General features: G+C 62.2%; 18 protein-coding genes. 10 read left to right on the forward strand and 8 right to left on the reverse strand.

Annotated elements, in window-relative coordinates; translation table 11 throughout:
• Positions 1 to 109 precede the first annotated feature (109 nt).
• Positions 110 to 1183, forward strand: a complete 1074-nt coding sequence (locus KBB96_RS17600; protein WP_211630801.1) for a Gfo/Idh/MocA family protein — start codon at positions 110 to 112, stop codon at positions 1181 to 1183.
• A 20-nt stretch (positions 1184 to 1203) separates the two neighbouring features.
• Entirely contained in the window at positions 1204 to 2469 is a 1266-nt protein-coding gene (locus tag KBB96_RS17605) for a 3-keto-disaccharide hydrolase (protein ID WP_211630802.1), read from the forward strand.
• A 78-nt stretch (positions 2470 to 2547) separates the two neighbouring features.
• Here KBB96_RS17605 and KBB96_RS17610 read toward each other — a convergent pair whose 3' ends face one another.
• Positions 2548 to 3393 carry a hypothetical protein gene (locus KBB96_RS17610; RefSeq protein WP_211630803.1) on the reverse strand — a complete coding sequence of 282 codons (846 nt, stop codon included), beginning with the start codon at positions 3391 to 3393 and terminating at the stop codon, positions 2548 to 2550.
• Positions 3394 to 3518: 125 nt separating this feature from the next.
• Complete coding sequence (locus KBB96_RS17615) at positions 3519 to 4409, reverse strand: hypothetical protein (RefSeq protein WP_211630804.1); 891 nt, start codon at positions 4407 to 4409, stop codon at positions 3519 to 3521.
• Between the two features lie 196 nt (positions 4410 to 4605).
• Here KBB96_RS17615 and mscL point away from each other — a divergent pair, with 196 nt between their 5' ends.
• From mscL to KBB96_RS17635, 4 genes are all read left to right on the forward strand, one after another.
• The gene (gene mscL / locus KBB96_RS17620; protein ID WP_211630805.1) at positions 4606 to 4977 is read left to right on the forward strand and encodes a large conductance mechanosensitive channel protein MscL; all 372 of its coding nucleotides are present in this window, start codon (positions 4606 to 4608) and stop codon (positions 4975 to 4977) included.
• Between the two features lie 63 nt (positions 4978 to 5040).
• Entirely contained in the window at positions 5041 to 5823 is a 783-nt protein-coding gene (locus KBB96_RS17625) for a 1-acyl-sn-glycerol-3-phosphate acyltransferase (protein WP_211630806.1), read from the forward strand.
• 45 nt (positions 5824 to 5868) lie between these two features.
• Entirely contained in the window at positions 5869 to 6915 is a 1047-nt protein-coding gene (locus KBB96_RS17630; RefSeq protein WP_211630807.1) for a GNAT family N-acetyltransferase, read from the forward strand.
• A 37-nt stretch (positions 6916 to 6952) separates the two neighbouring features.
• A complete protein-coding gene (locus KBB96_RS17635) occupies positions 6953 to 7675 on the forward strand; it encodes a putative signal transducing protein (protein WP_211630808.1) in 723 nt (240 codons plus the stop codon).
• Between the two features lie 55 nt (positions 7676 to 7730).
• On the opposite strand, the gene azu is transcribed toward KBB96_RS17635, so the two are convergent.
• Positions 7731 to 8180 carry an azurin gene (gene azu / locus KBB96_RS17640; protein ID WP_211630809.1) on the reverse strand — a complete coding sequence of 150 codons (450 nt, stop codon included), beginning with the start codon at positions 8178 to 8180 and terminating at the stop codon, positions 7731 to 7733.
• A gap of 247 nt (positions 8181 to 8427) precedes the next feature.
• Between azu and KBB96_RS17645 the strand changes: the two genes are divergently transcribed.
• On the forward strand, positions 8428 to 8775 hold the full coding sequence (locus KBB96_RS17645; RefSeq protein WP_211630810.1) for a P-II family nitrogen regulator: 348 nt from the start codon (positions 8428 to 8430) through the stop codon (positions 8773 to 8775).
• Between the two features lie 77 nt (positions 8776 to 8852).
• Here KBB96_RS17645 and KBB96_RS17650 read toward each other — a convergent pair whose 3' ends face one another.
• Complete coding sequence (locus tag KBB96_RS17650) at positions 8853 to 9971, reverse strand: dienelactone hydrolase family protein (protein WP_211630811.1); 1119 nt, start codon at positions 9969 to 9971, stop codon at positions 8853 to 8855.
• A gap of 74 nt (positions 9972 to 10045) precedes the next feature.
• Between KBB96_RS17650 and KBB96_RS17655 the strand changes: the two genes are divergently transcribed.
• Positions 10046 to 10474, forward strand: a complete 429-nt coding sequence (locus KBB96_RS17655) for an EamA family transporter (RefSeq protein ID WP_211630812.1) — start codon at positions 10046 to 10048, stop codon at positions 10472 to 10474.
• Positions 10475 to 10480: 6 nt separating this feature from the next.
• On the opposite strand, the gene KBB96_RS17660 is transcribed toward KBB96_RS17655, so the two are convergent.
• Positions 10481 to 11266 carry a M14 family metallopeptidase gene (locus KBB96_RS17660; protein ID WP_211630813.1) on the reverse strand — a complete coding sequence of 262 codons (786 nt, stop codon included), beginning with the start codon at positions 11264 to 11266 and terminating at the stop codon, positions 10481 to 10483.
• Positions 11263 to 12048 carry a TerC family protein gene (locus KBB96_RS17665; protein WP_211630814.1) on the reverse strand — a complete coding sequence of 262 codons (786 nt, stop codon included), beginning with the start codon at positions 12046 to 12048 and terminating at the stop codon, positions 11263 to 11265. The genes KBB96_RS17660 and KBB96_RS17665 overlap by 4 nt, the downstream gene beginning before the upstream one ends.
• A 174-nt stretch (positions 12049 to 12222) precedes the next feature.
• Here KBB96_RS17665 and KBB96_RS17670 point away from each other — a divergent pair, with 174 nt between their 5' ends.
• A complete protein-coding gene (locus tag KBB96_RS17670) occupies positions 12223 to 12762 on the forward strand; it encodes a hypothetical protein (RefSeq protein ID WP_211630815.1) in 540 nt (179 codons plus the stop codon).
• Between the two features lie 111 nt (positions 12763 to 12873).
• Here the strand turns inward: KBB96_RS17670 and KBB96_RS17675 are convergent, their stop codons facing one another.
• On the reverse strand, positions 12874 to 13047 hold the full coding sequence (locus KBB96_RS17675; protein ID WP_211630816.1) for an entericidin A: 174 nt from the start codon (positions 13045 to 13047) through the stop codon (positions 12874 to 12876).
• Between the two features lie 38 nt (positions 13048 to 13085).
• Positions 13086 to 14255: a hypothetical protein gene (locus tag KBB96_RS17680; protein WP_211630817.1), complete on the reverse strand. Its 1170-nt coding sequence runs from the start codon at positions 14253 to 14255 to the stop codon at positions 13086 to 13088.
• Positions 14256 to 14345: 90 nt separating this feature from the next.
• On the opposite strand from KBB96_RS17680, the gene rseP reads away from it, so the two are divergent.
• Entirely contained in the window at positions 14346 to 15821 is a 1476-nt protein-coding gene (rseP, locus tag KBB96_RS17685) for an RIP metalloprotease RseP (protein ID WP_211630818.1), read from the forward strand.
• Positions 15822 to 15852: the final 31 nt, after the last annotated feature.

A 15852-nucleotide genomic window follows, 5' to 3' on the forward strand; every position in this document is an offset into this window, starting at 1 on the left:
AATCGGGCAAAGCCCTCACGGCGAAGAAATCGTCACGTGTCTGTGGTGTGACACTTTCGATTGAAAGATCGCCTTCTCCCTGTCGTTTTTGGTTCCCGTTCCTTTCCGTATGAAACCTATCCGTATTCTCTGTGCCGGTGCCGGCCACATGGGCCGTTCCCATGCACTTGCGTATCATCGCATCCCCGGCTTCGAGGTCTGTGGGATCGTCACCCGGTCCCCGGAATCCCGTGCGAAACTCAATGCCGAGCTGGGAGGCGGATATCCGGAGTTTTCGGATTTCCATGCCGCCTTGGCGGAAACGCAACCGGATGCTGTCTCAATCTCCACATACCCGGACACACACGCCGAATATGCGGAAGCTGCCTTTGCCGCAGGCTGCCACGTCTTCATCGAAAAGCCGCTGGCGGAGACCGTGGTGGAGGCCGAGCGGATCGTGAACGCCGCCATCAAGGCGGACCGCAAGCTGGTGATCGGCTACATCCTGCGCCACCACCCGAGCTGGATCAAATTCATCGAGATGTCGCACTCGCTCGGCAAGCCGCTGGTGATGCGCATGAACCTCAACCAGCAATCCTCCGGCGCGAACTGGGGTACTCACAAGAACCTCATGTCCTCGATCTCGCCGATCGTGGATTGCGGAGTGCACTACGTGGACGTGATGTGCCAGATGACCCGCTCGAAGCCGGTGCGCGTCTCCGGCATTGGTGCGCGCCTCACCGACGAGATTCCGGAAGGCAAGGTCAACTACGGTGCGCTCCAGGTGACCTTCGAGGATGGCTCCGTCGGCTGGTATGAGGCCGGATGGGGTCCGATGATGAGCGAGGTGGCGTTCTTCGTGAAGGACGTGGTCGGGCCGAAAGGCTGTGTCTCGATTGTGGCGGAGAAGGCCGGTGGCGAAGGTCAGAGCGCCAACGTGGACGCCCACACCCAGACCCAGGCGCTGCGCTTGCACCATTCCGAACTCAAGGCCGACGGGACCTTCGCCAAGGCCGATGAAACCGTGCGCCTCGATGACGAACCCGATCACGATGGCTTGTGCCACCGCGAGCAGGAGTATTTCCTCAAGGCGATCCGCGAGAACCTCGATCTCACCGATCACATGAACGACGCCGTCGCCTCGATGCGCATCGTCGCCGCTGCGGACGAAAGCTTCCGCACCGGCAAGACCATCGAACTCTGAACCCTCCAACCGAACCATTCATGAAACAGCTTCTGATGCTCCTCGCGCTTGTGGCGCCCGCCTTCGCCCAGGATGCGAAGCCGGAGTTCAAATCCCGGCCCCTCTTCAACGGCAAGGACCTCACCGGCTGGCATGGCGAGGGCTATGTGGTCGAGGACGGCGCGATCGCCTGCACGCCGCAGGGCCGCAATCTGGTGACGGACGACACCTTCGCGGACTATATCCTCGATTTCGAATTCAAGCTCACGCCGGGCGCGAACAACGGCATCGGCATCCACTATCCCGGTACCGGCGATTCCGCCTACGTCGGCATGGAGGTGCAGGTGCTCGACAGCACCGATCCGAAATACAAGGACCTCAAGCCCTATCAGTTCCACGGCTCGCTCTACACGCTCGTTCCTGCAAAGCAGGGCCTGCTCAAGCCGGTGGGCGAGTGGAACAAGGAACGCATCGTGGTGGATGGTCCGAATGTGCGCGTGGAGGTGAATGGCGAGGTCGCCCTGCGTGCGAATCTCGACGAGTTGAACAAGCAGTTCCCGAAGCATGAAGGGGCGAAGCGCCGCGGCGGCCACCTTGCTTTCCTCGGCCACGGCGACCGCGTGCTGTTCCGCAATCTCAACATCACCGAATTGCCACCCGGTGCGAACAGCGCGGGCGCGGCGGGTGCGGGCTTCACCAGGATCTTCGACGGAAAGACCCTCACCGGCTGGAAGACGGAGAAGGACGGCGACGAGAGCTGGGTGCCCATCAATGGCATCCTCAAGCACATCGGCACCGCGAAGAATCCCAGTCAGCTCTGGACGGAGAAGGAGTACGGCGATTTCACCATGGTCTTCGACTGGCGCTGGAATGGCACCGGCCCGAAGATGCAGCGGCCGATCATTCTGCCGGATGGCACCGAGAAGAAGGGCGCGGACGGCAAGTCCGAGACGGTCGAGGTCCAGGAGCTCGACAGCGGAGTCTATGTCCGCGGCAATTCCAAGAGCCAGGTGAACCTGTGGAACTGGCCGGTCGGTTCCGGTGAGGTCTATGGTTATCGCACCGATGGTTCCCAGTCCGCTGAAGTGCGCGCGGGAGTCACCCCGAAGGAAAAGGCCGACCATGTCCTCGGCGAGTGGAACCGCACCCTCATCACGGTGAAGGGCGACCGCCTCACCGTCATCGTCAATGACAAGAAGGTCATCGACAAGGCGCAGCTTCCCGGCATGCCCGCCAAGGGCAAGATCGCCCTCCAGCATCACGGCGCGTCGATCGACTTCGCCAATATCTGGATCAGGGATCTGTAAGCACCGCAGTTCATCACGAAAAAGCCCGGGGCGGTGACCGCTCCGGGCTTTTTGATTTTCGACGTACCGTGGGAGAACCTAGTTCACCTTGGTGACTTCGGACATGGTCATCTCACCGCTCATCGACATCGAGCCATTCGGGATGTCGCCGCTCATTTCCATCTTGCCGGTGAAATCGACCTTCATGTCCATGTGATCCTCCAGCGAGCGGAAGATCACGACATCGCCCTTGAGTGAGAGTTTCTGGCCTTGGTCGGTTTTGCCGGTGAGTTCCATCGGGCCCTCGAGGCGGGCGCACTTCTTGCCGCCGCAGTCCTCCACGCCCTTGAAGGTGATCTTGAGGCTGCCCTTGGTGTCCTCCTCCTGCTTGGCGAAGGGGAGGTCGGCGGCATCCACGGTCCAGGTTTCACCGACCTTGCGGGCTTCGGTGCCGTACATCTCGGCGTCGCTGGACTTGTCCTGATCCTTTTCCTTCTTCTCCAGTTCGGTCTGCTGCTCGTCCGTCGGCTCCTTGCCATCCTCCAGCTCGGCGCTCCATTCACCGTCCTCCTTGGTGAGGATCACGGGCACCTTCAGCAGCGCATGCGCGCGGGGCTCGTCCGGCATTTCCTGGCCGTTCATGGTCATTTTCTGGGACTTCTCCCCCGCGGTGACCGTGCGCTTCACTTTGTCCGCTGCCTTGTACTCGATGGTTTCGCTTTCCGATTCGGAGATCGAACACGTGCCGTCCATATTCTGCTCGCCGGCTTTGACCTTCAGGACGCCGTTCTTCATGGCCATCTTCTTGGTCAGCTCGCACTTGGTGCCGGGCTTCGGCGTTTCACCCTTCTTGGCGAGGACGTAGCTGTCTTGCGCGTGGGCGGAAGAAACGAAAGCGGTGAGAACCGCCACGGCAATCAAACGCAAACGAGAGGGAATTTTCATAGAACTCCAGCCTATGGGAATTTTCTCCCGCATATCAAGCCTCCAATGGTGGCGCCGCCGTCTCCTAACAAAAACAGCCGGACCCGCGGCCCGGCTGTTGGTACGGACATGTGTCCGAGGGAGGGTCAGTTGATCTTGTTGCTCTCATCCACCACGATGCCGCCTTCCATCGACATGGTGCCACCGGGGATGTTCCCTTTCATCTCCATCTTGCCTTTGAAATCGGTCTTCATGTCGATCATTTCATCGATCGCGCGCAGGATGACCATGTCCCCCTTCATGGAGAGATCCAGGCTGCCTTTGTCGGCGGCGGTTTTTCCGGTCAGTTCCAGCGGACCTTCGAGGCGGGCACATTTTTTTCCTTCGTAGGTTTCGATGCCCTTGAAGGTCAGCTTGAGGGAACCCTTGGTCTCGTTGTCGTCATCGGCGAAGGCGAGATCGGCCGCGTCCACCGTCCAGGAGTCACCCACCTTGTGCGGGGAGGTTCCATAGACTGATGCATCCTTCGGCTTGTTCAGTTTCTTCTCGAGTTTCGCGATGTCCTTCGTCTGGGCGGCGGTGGCGGTGCCGCTCTCCAGCGCGCCCGTCCATTTGCCATCCTTTTTGGTATAGACGACCGGAACATTCAGCAGGGAATTCGGCTGGGGCTCGTTCGGGATATCCTGGCCGTTCATTTTTGTCGTCTGCGCTTTTTCACCGGCAGTGACGGTGCTCTTCACCTTGTCCGCGCTGGCGAACTCGATGGTGGTGGTTTCCGTTTCGGTGACACTGGCCGTTCCATCCATGTTCTGGCCGCCGGCGCTGACCTTCATGGTGGCGTCTTTCATCGCCATCTTGCGGGAGGCGGTGAGCTTGGTTCCAGCCTTGGGCAGGGAGTCGGCCTTGGCCAGCACCACGGTATCGGAAGCGGTGGATGACGAGGAAGAAGCGGAATCCCCGGACTTGGAGTCCTTGCAGGACACGAGCACGGCCGCGGCCGCGATGGCTGGTAGATAATAATAACAGGAGGATTTCATGGCCCTGCACCATATGCCTGTTTTCCGCAAAACCGCAAACTCTTAGAGCGTGTAACGAAACGCCGGTTGAAGCTCCCTCGTCCCGTTGGGACGAAGCAGGTTTCGATACACCCTCTTATGAGCCGGCGGCGGTTAGAATCGACTTGGAAAAAGCCGGGCCTGTGGAAAGGTGGGCGCTGACTCAACCCCTCAAACCATGCTCAAGGAATTTCGCGAATTCATTCTCAAGGGAAACGCCATCGATCTGGCGGTCGGTGTGCTCATCGGCGCCGCCTTCGGCGATGTGGTGAAGGCCTTCACCACCGGCATCATCAATCCGCTGATCAACGCGGCGGGAGGGAAGCCCGATGTTTCCCTGAAGCTCTGGATCTTCGACCTGGGCGTGGTGGTGAATGCCGTTCTCTCCCTGATCATCGTGGGTGCCATCCTGTTCTTCGTGTTCATCAAGCCGATGAACAGGCTGAAGACGATGATGGAGAAAAAGGCGGACGCTCCCGGTGAGCCGGAAATTCCCGCCGATGTGAAGCTGCTTGCCGAAATCCGGGATCTCCTCAAGAACAAGGCCTGAACCCCGGCCGCACGCTTGGACACACCCGACCCGACTCCTTCTTCCCCGAATCCGGAAAAATTCATGGCCATCGCCGACGCCCTGCCAGCGTTGGCGGGGGATGGCTGGCGTGCCACCGTCCGGGGCATGCTGGAATCCGTGCTGGGCATCGCCCGTTCCCGTCAGGCGTTCCTTGATGCGTCCCATGATCCGGACCCGGCGGAGGACGTGCTGCGCCAGTTCGGCCTCACGCCGGATGCGGCGGGCGTGGTGGAGGCGATTCCGGCGGAAGGCGGGGTCATCGTGGTCTCGAATCACCCCTTTGGCGGTGCGGATGCCCTGACCTTGATCGCGCTGTGCCTGAGGAAGCGCCGCGATTTCGCCATCCTCGCCAATGAAATGGCGGCGGCAGCGCCCGGCGTGGGCCATTGGTTCCTGCCGCTCTCCATTCTCGGCGATCGCCAGGCCGCCCGTCAGAACGCTTTGACCCTCCGCTCCGCCCTGGAGCACTTGCGTGGCGGCGGCCTTTTGGCGGTCTTTCCCGCCGGAGAGGTGTCCACCTGGCGGGATCACCTCGGGCGGGTTGCGGACGGGCCATGGTCCCCGCACATCGCTGCCCTCGCCCGCAAGGCCGGAGTGCCGGTCCTGCCGGTGCGGTTTTTCGGGGAGAATCCGTCCTGGTTCCATCTGGCGGGTGCCATTCACCCCCTGATCCGGACCGCGCTGCTGCCGCGGGTGATTCTTTCCCGGAAGGGCGACAAGGTCTGCTGCCGGGCCGGAGAACTGGTGGAACCCGCTGATATCCAATCAGCGGAAGATGCCACTGCTTTTCTGAGACAGAGGCTGGAAGCGGTTCCGCTTCCGTGACGAAACCGTTGACGCGATCGGGTGGACTCCACCCCTCGTCATATCATGTTTCGCCTTGACGGATTCGCCAAACGCAGGCACTGGCGCTGCGCGCGAGACGAACCCCGGGACATCACCACGATGAACCTTCAGCCTCAAGATCCGAACTCCTCGCATGAGCGGGGACCCGCCGCATTCCAAGTATCGGTCGCCGCGCCCGCCGACCCGGCCGCCGTGCAGGCCGAAATCGCGCGCCTGGCCGCCAATGCCCCGCTGGCTTCCCAAGGCCGCTTCGACGTTTACCTGGCCTCCGCCGACGCCATTCCGGCCATCCTGCATGAGATCGGCCGCCTCCGCGAAATCGCCTTCCGGGCGGTGGGCGAGGGCAGTGGCAAGGCGCTGGACCTCGATATTTACGACCGCTCCTACCTCCACCTGTTCCTCTGGGACCGCGAGGCGAACGCCGTGGCCGGTGCCTACCGCCTCGGCCGCACCGATACCCTGCTGGCGGAGTTCGGCCCGGAGGGCCTCTACACCTCCACGCTCTTCAAGCTCGGCCAGCCGTTCCTCGATCATCTCACTCCCGGGCTGGAGCTGGGCCGCTCGTTCGTGGCGACGGAATACCAGCGCTCGATCCACCCGCTCGGCTTGCTCTGGCGCGGAATCAGCCGCTTCGTGGCGCGCTATCCGCGCTACGCCCGCCTCTTCGGACCGGTCAGCATTTCGAACGACTACACCGCCGTCTCGCAGGAGCTGATCGTGCGTTTCATGCGTGGCAATCGTCGTGACGCGAACTTCGCCGACGCGGTGGAGCCCTTTCACCCCTACGATGGGATTGACTTGGAAATGGACGAGATCAGCAGCCGCCTCGGCTCGATTGAGGAAGTGTCCGCCGCGATCGCCCAGGTCGAGCCGGATGGCAAGGGCGTGCCGGTGCTGCTGCGCCAGTACCTGAAGCTCAATGCAACCCTGTTGGAGTTCAATGTCGATCCGGACTTCGCCAACGTGCTCGACGCGCTGGTGCTGGTGGATTTGAACCGCGCTCCGGACGAGGTACTGGTCCGCTACATGGGAGCGGAGAACCTCGCCGCATTCCGCGCTGCCGCGGTTTGAAGTTTCGGCCCCGGCGTTCCCGTGCGATGACTGCCGCATGACGGTGGTCAAGGAGTGCGGGACGCTGGAGGACGCGTGGATGGCGAAGAACCTGTTGGAGAACGAAGGCATTCCCGCGGACATTCTCGATGAGGCCTTGGCCTCCACCGCGCCCTATTTGTTGAACTCCTCCGGCATCCGGGTGGCGGTGGCGGATGAGGACGCCGCAGCCGCCCGCCAGCACCTCGGACTTCCGCCCCTGTCGGAGACCGCCCGCAATCGCCGCCAGACGGTGCCCGGATGGCTGGTTTTCGCCATTGTCGTTACGGCGGTGATCAGCCTCTTCGTCGTGGGGGTGAGCCAGAACCGGTCCGGAGGCCGTTCCGCCGCTCTCAAACAGGAATACGACCGCAATGGAGATGGCAGGATCGACAAGAGGATCGAATCCACGTCCAACGGAAATCCGGCGCTCGTGTTCCGGGATGACAACTACGACGGCCGCTGGGATACCCGTGAGGAATATGAAAATGGCGAACGGGTGCGTTCCCAGAGAGATCTCGATCTCGATGGCACCTTCGACAGTGTCACCATCTGGAAAAACGACCTGCCCGTCACCACCACCGTCACCCCGGGTGGCAGCGGTTTCCCCTTGATCCGCTACGATTACAAGAATGGCAATCCGGACACCCGCTGGGAGGATGACGATCGTGACGGGGCTTGGAACACCTGCATCAGCTACGATGCCATGGGCCGGGAAACCGGGCGCAAGAGCCTGCGCTGAAACGAAAAACGGGCGGCACCGTCCTGCGGGCCGCCCGTTTCGAAATTCAGAAGGCTTACTTGGCCTTCACGGTCATCACGCCCTGCATCACGGCGAAGTGGCCGGGGAAGGTGCAGAGGAACGGATAGGAACCCGGCTCGGTCGGAGCGGTGAAGGTGACGGTGTCGGACTCGCCGCCGCCGATGGTCTTGGTGTGGGCGACGATCTGGGCCTTCGACTCGGCATCACCCGGGATGTAGTCGGTGTCCTTGGCGGTCATGGCCTTCGTGGCGAAGGTGGCGACCACGGTGCCGGACTTGAGGATCACCACATTGTGGCCCATCGCGGCTTTCGGCAACTTGCCGATATGCTTGAGGGTGAGGCTCACGCTCTGGCCGGCGGTCACGTCGAAGGCTTTCGAGCTGAACTGCATCGCGTCGTTGCCGGTGAGTTCGACCTTGGCGTCTTCAGCGATGGCGACAGGCGCGAGAACGGCGGCAGCGAGAGAAATGATCAGTTTTTTCATGTTGGAGAGAATGGTTTAACGCCCCGAAGTTGCATGATCTTTCGGCCCGGCGCAACCCGGATGCGTTATCAACAGGGCGGAATCGCCGGAAAGCCTCCGGTTTGACGCCGGATCATTGCCGCCACAGGGATTTCCTCTCGTCAAGGCGCGCGCCGAAGTCTAAAAGAAAGGCGGTGTTGTTGGAAATTTTTCCCGACACAAGTTGGCACGACCGTTGCTATAGCCCCCTTACCAATCCGCCGGAACCATGAAAAAAATCGAAGCGATCATCAAACCATTCAAGCTGGAAGAAGTGAAGGAGGCGCTCGCGGAAGTGGGTGTCCAGGGCATGACCGTTACTGAAGTGAAAGGTTTCGGCCGTCAGAAGGGCCATACCGAAATCTACCGCGGTTCCGAGTACACCGTTGATTTCCTTCCCAAAGTGAAGATCGAGATCGTCGTGGACGACGCGCAGGCTGGCGGTGTTGCCGAAGCGATCGTCAAGAGCGCCAACACCGGCAAGATCGGTGACGGCAAGGTTTTCATCTCCACCATCGAAGAAGCCATCCGCATCCGCACCGGTGAGACCGGTTCCTCCGCGGTGGCTGTGAACTGATTTTCCGTTCGTTTGCTGGAAACTCTACCGGCGGTATCCTTCGGGATGCCGCCGGTTTTGTTTTTTCTGGCAGGGGGTCATTTCAAGACCCACTTGGCGGTGGCGCAGGCCGCGGTGTCCGGGCGATCCGCGAGGGAGGCGGTGATCGCTTCCCGCGTGCGCTCGATTCCGCCCTCGTGGACCACCTTGCCGTTCACTTTCACCGTCACCGCTTGATCGAGATCAAGGAGGGCGTCGGAGAGCCAGAGAATGGTTTCCGGAGCAACGTCGCCATCAAGCGTGATGGTCTGGTTCTCGACCGTGGCGGTGATCCTTGCTCCGGCTTTCGTGGAGGCGGCCGGGACTCCCAGCCAGTAGAAGCGTTCGTGGATGATGTCATCCTGTACCCATATGATTTTCTTCGGCCAGGTGCGGCGGGTGAAACCGGCCATCCACGGGACGGCCTCGGCATCCTTGCGGTCCATCCAGTGGCCCAGCCCCTCGTAGATCCGGACCATGTGGGTGTAGCCGTCCGGATCGTCCTTCTGGAGCTGGTCGAGTTTCTCGCCGTATTCCTTGCAGAGCTTGTTCCGGTCGTAGGCGCGGTCCCACCCGCCGCAAAAGATGGCGAAGGGCACGTTCCGCAGGCTGGCCAGCGCCATGTCTCCCGGATGGCCGGCCATCATCGCGACCGCCGCAAAGCGATCCCCCATGCGCGGGCCGAGCTGCCACGCGCCATCGCCCCCCGCCGAGTAGCCCATCAGATAGACCTTTTCGGAATCGACCCCGCGCACCGCGATCATGTCCTCGATGATCCGTGAGAACATCGGATCGATGTGGCCCTCATGCCAGAGGTTCCATGTATTGGTGGGAGCGCGCGGCGCGATGTAGATGCCCTCCGGCGGCTGGTAGAGTTTGATCTGGTTCTGCCACTGCTGGTCATTGACGGTCGGCGATGCATTGCCGCCGCCGTGCATGGAGATCCACAGGCTGCGCTTGCCCGCAGGGGCGTCTCCGAAGGTTTTCTCCAGCCACGGCATCGTCTTGTCGCCGAGGGTGATCGACTTCGCCTCCATCTCGGCGGCACGTTCCGTTTTCAGGTTGGTGAGGCGTTCCGCGGCGAGCTTCGTGACCAGGTCCGCAGCCTCCTTTTTCTCCAATCCCGCGGTGGCAAGGGAGGTGGCGAATGACAGGCAGACGAGAATCCGGAATCGCATCCCGGCTGACTATCGCGGGAGCCACAGGGAGCAAGGACATTCCTATGACCGTCATACTCTGCTAGAATGGGCTCATGACCCTGACCTGGTTCCACTGGGCGCTGCTGTCCGCCGTGTTCGCTGCGTTGACCACCATTTTCGCCAAGGTGGGATTGCAGGGTGTGGATTCGGACTTTGCCACGCTGATCCGCACCTTCGTGATCCTGCTGGTGCTCGCGGCTTTCGTGATGGCCACGGGCAAATGGAGCAATCCGGCTCAACTATCCACCAAGGCTTGGTGCTTCCTCGTGCTCTCCGCGCTCGCGACGGGCGCCTCATGGGTCTGCTACTTCCGTGCGTTGAAAGATGGCACGGCTTCCCAAGTGGCTCCCATCGACAAATCCAGCCTGCTGCTTGTCGCCGCCTTCGCCTTGCTATTCCTCAAGGAGCGTCCTTCGCCACGCGAATGGGCGGGCATCCTGATGGTGGGAGCGGGAGTGGTGGTGCTGGGTCTGAAGAAGTAGCTTCCTTCAAAACTCGAGGGCCGCCCTCACCGCGGCGACATGGGCGGCTACCCGGGAGGCAAGAGGAGCGCTGCTGGGGGTCTCGAAGGTGAAGGACAGGCCGCAACCGTTCTTGGCGAGGAAGATCGCCTCGGGCCAGTGGTCCGGCATGTCCGCTTCCGCCGGATGGTAGATCCAGCCGGGTTCGCGGATGTCGTGGTCATCGATGACCGCGTTCGGCTCCGCCGGGAACCAGGGCGAGACCGCTTCCAGAATCGCGCGGGCCCGGTCCGGCCGGTCCGGGCCGCAGTTGATCTCGTAGAAATAGAATCCGGTGCTTTCCCAGTCCTCGTGGAGCGAGATGAAGCGGTCCGCGATGCCATTGGCATGAAGCCACTTCGTATGGGCGCAGACCTCGGGAGTACGACGAACCCAGTAGTCACGGTTGAGGTCGCGGCCATCGGCGTTCTCGCGGCGTCCCATCGCCAGGCCGGTGGGGTTGAGTGCCGGGCAGAGCAGCCATTCGCCCTGGTCGTGAAAGGCGCCGGAGCGCATCAACTCCAACAGTGCGAGCGGCCCGGCGGGTTCGTCGCCGTGGATGCCGGCGGAGAGATAGGAGCGCTTGCCGGAGCCGGGCTTCAGCCACGCCATCAGGTCTCCGGAGGGAGTGCTGCCGTAGCGGTGCGGACGAAATCCGGCGGCCACCGCCGCAGAGGCGAAAGCGGGCAGAAAGCCGGGCCAATCGAAAGTCTCACTCACCGCAGCCAGCATGGCGTGGAGCCGCCGGTCACGCAACTCCCGGGCGTGCTTCACTCCGCCCCCGCTTCATCCCGCTGGCGGTGCGGCCAGCCGAACAAACGGTGGGTGATCACCGGGATGATGAACAGCAGCAGCATCAGCACCGACCAGATGATCTTGAACGTCTGGCTTTCGATCAGATGGGCGAAGCCGGACTCCGGCTGGAAGTGGACCCACAGGCCTGCCACCAGTTTCAATCCGAGCAGGCCGACCACCACGAAGGCGCAGGTTTCCAGGAATGGATAGCGGTGCATCAGCTTCACGAAGCCTTGGGCGGCGAAACGCATGCCAAGGATGCCGACGAAGACCCCCATGCAGATCAGGTAGGTGTTGTCCGTGAGGGCGTTCGCCACCAGTACGTTGTCGATCGAGAACATCAGGTCCATCACCTCGACTCCGAGCACGGTGGCCCAGAACACGCCGATCCAGCCGGTGATTTGTTGGAAAAACCAATTTCCATCACCCGGCACGCTTGATTCCGCGGCCTCCTCGATATGCTCGTGGGTGGCGAAGTGCTTGATGGCGAGCCACAGCAGATAGGCTCCGCCGAGCGGGCCGACCCACCACACCTTGGTGAGGAAGTTCACGGCGAGAATGCAGGAGCCGCGCAGCACGTAGCCGAGCAGGAGGCCGATGCGCAATGCCCTGCCCCGTTGATCCACCGGCAGCTTCCGCACCATGGTGGCCAGCACCGCGGCATTGTCCACCGACAGCACGCCTTCGAAAACGATGATGCCGAGAACGATCGGAACCGCCGCCTTCAGGTCCTGTCCGAAAATCTGGTGAAGCCAATCCATGCGAGGCCGGGAGGGTGCCGCCCGCGTAAAACGGTGACAAGCCGCTTCTGGAGGAGATTCCCGGAAGTTCCGGGCGTCCTTGCGATCAGACGGCGTCGCGCCTTCATCCGGGGGCCTTCGATTCTGTTGGAGATCACTGGACGAAAACACGGGACGGCGTTAGCGTGCCACGCCATGAAAAATGCAATCATCGCTTCGCTCGCACTGGGTGTGACGGCACTTACCAGTTGTACCTACGACGCCTATCCCGGTGGTCCCGGACCCGGTTACCCGGGGGGTGGATATCCTGGTGGGGGTTACCCGGGCGGTGGCTATCCCGGTGGAGGCGCCCAAGCTTCCCAAGCCTACCGCCTGGGCCAGAGTGATGGCGCGCGCGACAAGCGCGCCGGACGCGGCTACAACCCGACCCGCGGCCAGTATTCCGTGGCCGCACCGTTCCGTGACAACTATCGCAGTGGTTACTCCTCCGGCTTCCGCTCTGTGAGCGGCGGTGGCGGCTGGGGTGGTGGTTCCGGCGGAGGTTGGGGCGGTGGTGGATATCCCGGCGGCGGCGGTTCCCACATGAATGTTTATCGCGCGGGCTACAGCGCGGGCATGAGCGACCGGCGCCGTGGCCTCGGTTACAACTCCGCCCGCCACTGGGGTAGCGTTCCTTCCGGCGATCACGCCGAGTTCAATCGCGGTTATGCCGCCGGTTGGGCTGCGTCCCGCTGAAGACACTCCCGTCCAAACGCATCAAAGGGAAGGACGTCCGCGTCCTTCCCTTTTTCGGTTCGTGGGAAAATCTCGTGGTTTGGAGCGGATCCACACCCGTTTCAGACCGGCTTAGTAAACCGGGGCACCGCTGGTGTCACCACCGCCGCCACCCTGGCTCTTGTTGGCGGAGGTTTCCATGCCCTGGCCAAGCAGGCGCAGGTCGCGACCGAAGCCGATGGCGGTGTTGCAGGAAGAAAGAAGAAGGCCCGCGGCGGCCGCGGCGAGGAGGAGCAGCGCTTTCATGGGAATTTCCATAACCCGTTTTTCCGGGTGCGCAATCATTAACTTTGCTTAAGCTCTCTTCGGAGCGCCACAATCCCATCCCGTATCTCGAAAACCGATTGCCGCAGCCGGGTGAGGGCCTGGGCTTGGTCGGGATCGGTTTCCTGATCCAGCAAGGCCTGGCAGGCGGCCATGGCTTCATTGAGCCAGTTCAGGCAGCGCTTGAGCACGGCCAGCACGAATCCGGCTTCCGGTTCATAGCCGCTGCCGCAACCGTTGAGCGCGCCTGCCAGCTTGGCACTGACCTGGAGGAGATTGGAAACCAGACAATGCGCGGCCGTGTCCGGCCCGCCGTCCCGGGAGACGAGATCCACCGAACGCAAAGCCACCTCATAGGCCATGGCCTGGAGCGGGTGGCGGTCATCCTCGCGGTCCTCCGGACCTTCGCCGCCATCGTCCGGGGTCCATGACGAGGAAGAAAAGCCACCGTCATCGGTGAGGCCGGGGATGTCGTTCTCATCCCGCTCGGCGAGGGCATCGAGCAGCCCATCCCACCCCATGACGAAGGCTTCCTTCCGCTCGGCGTCCTCATCGTCCATGTACTTTTCCAGGACTTCCTGATACGCGTCGGCGAGGCGGTCGGATTCCTTCAGACGTTCCTCCCATTCGTATTCGTCCAGTTCATCCGCATCCTGCTCGGCCGCGGGTTGGCTGCCATTCCGGCGGCGGATGATCCCAGCCATGAAGTCCCGCATCGCGTGGAGATTGGCCAGTTGCTGGGCCTGCTCGGCGTCCTCATCCATGGCCCAGGACGGCGTCGAGATGGTGAGGTGGAACGAAGAGCTCTCGATGAGGACACGGCCATTCGCGGGGCTGAACCATTCGAGGTAGAGCAGGTGCTTCCACTCGTAGGGGATTTCCTGGCCCGCGGCATGCATGGCGTGGATCTGCTCTTCGGAGACGGTGGAGACGCGGGCCTTGCGCGAGGCGGTGATGTCTCCGGTCACGCCGGTTTGTTCCGCAGCCAGTTGTCCGGTCGCCGCGTCCGGCTTGGGTTCGGGGTTCTCGAAGACCAGCCGCGAACCGGCCAGATCGCGCCAACAATCGCCATCCAGATCGAGCGTCACGGGCTCGGCACGACCGGCCAGCCAGAGGTGGCCCGTGGTCCTGCCTTCGACGGTATTGTCGATTTCCCCGCGAACGATGGCGTCGTCGATCCTGAATGCCATGAGAGACAGTCTCTGCGAACGGAGAGGGGTGCGTCAATCCACTTGATGCAGGGCCTTCCCGCGCTAGGGTGGCAGCGGAAAAAAGATTTCATGCCGGAACTCCCCAAGATTCTCCACACCACCCTGCAAGTTCTCCTGATCGTGCTGGGTTTCAACCTGATCATTTTCGTCCACGAACTGGGACACTTCCTCGCCGGACGCTGGCGGGGATTGAAGATCGACCGCTTCCAAATCTGGTTCGGCAAGCCGATCTGGAAACGCACTTGGAACGGCGTGCAGTATGGCCTCGGCTGGCTGCCCTTCGGCGGCTTCGTTAGCCTGCCGCAGATGGCTCCCATGGAGTCGATCGAAGGCCGGGCCGCGGAAGACGGCGAGCCGTTGCCGAAGATCTCGCCGCTGGACAAGATCATCGTCGCCTTCGCCGGTCCGCTGTTCTCGCTGCTGCTGGCCTTGGCTGCGGCCGCCATCGTGACCCAGGTGGGCAAGCCGGTGGACACCATTCCCTCCACGGTGGTGGGCTCGGTGGAAAAAGACAGCCCTGGAGCCAAGGCGGGCATCCGTCCGGGTGACAAGATTCTCGCCATCAATGGCGAGCCCGTGACTGCCTTTGCGGGCAGCAGCCGCATGGATGGTATCTTCGAGCGGATTATTCTCAGCAAGGGTCAGGACATCCGCTTCACGATTGAGCGGGCGGGCGAGCCGAAGCCGCTGGAGCTGGTGTCCAAGTTCGAGATCGAGCCGACGAAGTGGTACCAGCGCAAATCCCTCCGTCGCGTGGGCATCGGCCCGGAGGCGGAGCACGTGCTTGTGAGCAATGTGATCAAGGGCAGCCCGGCAGAGCGGGCCGGCCTCAAACTGGGGGACCGCCTGATCACCGCGGACGGCCAACCGGTGATCTGCTCCACGCGTTTCCTTGAGATCGTGGCCGCAGCCGGAGCCAAGCCGATCGAAATCGCCTACGAGCGCAGCAACATCGACCCGGAAAAGGAACTCACGCCCGAAGAATTCGCGAATATCAAATGGACTCCCGGGACCGTGACCGTCCAAGCGGAGGTACCGGTTTCTCCGACTGGCAAGCCCGCCATGATCGGCATCAGCCCGGATGACGATCCCCATCAGGTCACCGTCATTGGCCATCCCGGTGCCTGGGAACAGGTGAAGGACAGCCTGCGGATGATGTGGACCACGCTGGACCGTGTCTTCTCACGGGACTCCAGCATCGGCATCGATCACCTCAGCGGCCCGGTCGGCATCTTCAAGGCCCAGTTGCAGATGCTGAACATGGAGAATCCCTACACCCGTCTGCTGGCGTTCTTCGTGCTCTTCAACGTGAACCTCGCGGTGCTGAACATGCTGCCTTTCCCGGTGCTGGATGGCGGCCACATCGTGCTGGCGCTGATGGAATGGGTCAGCCGCCGTCCGGTGAAAGCCCGCGTTCTGGAATGGGTGCAGACCGCCTTCGCGCTCATGCTTCTGGGGCTGATGCTTTATGTCACCAGCAAGGATTCCTTCGGCGATTTCGGCCACAGCCGGAAGGCGGAGGAGATCGTGTTCAAGCAGCCCTGACGCCTTCCGTTTCTCTCAAGGGCCTTCCTTC

Source organism: Luteolibacter ambystomatis (genome assembly GCF_018137965.1).
In the GTDB taxonomy this organism is placed as follows: Bacteria; Verrucomicrobiota; Verrucomicrobiia; order Verrucomicrobiales; family Akkermansiaceae; genus Luteolibacter; species Luteolibacter ambystomatis.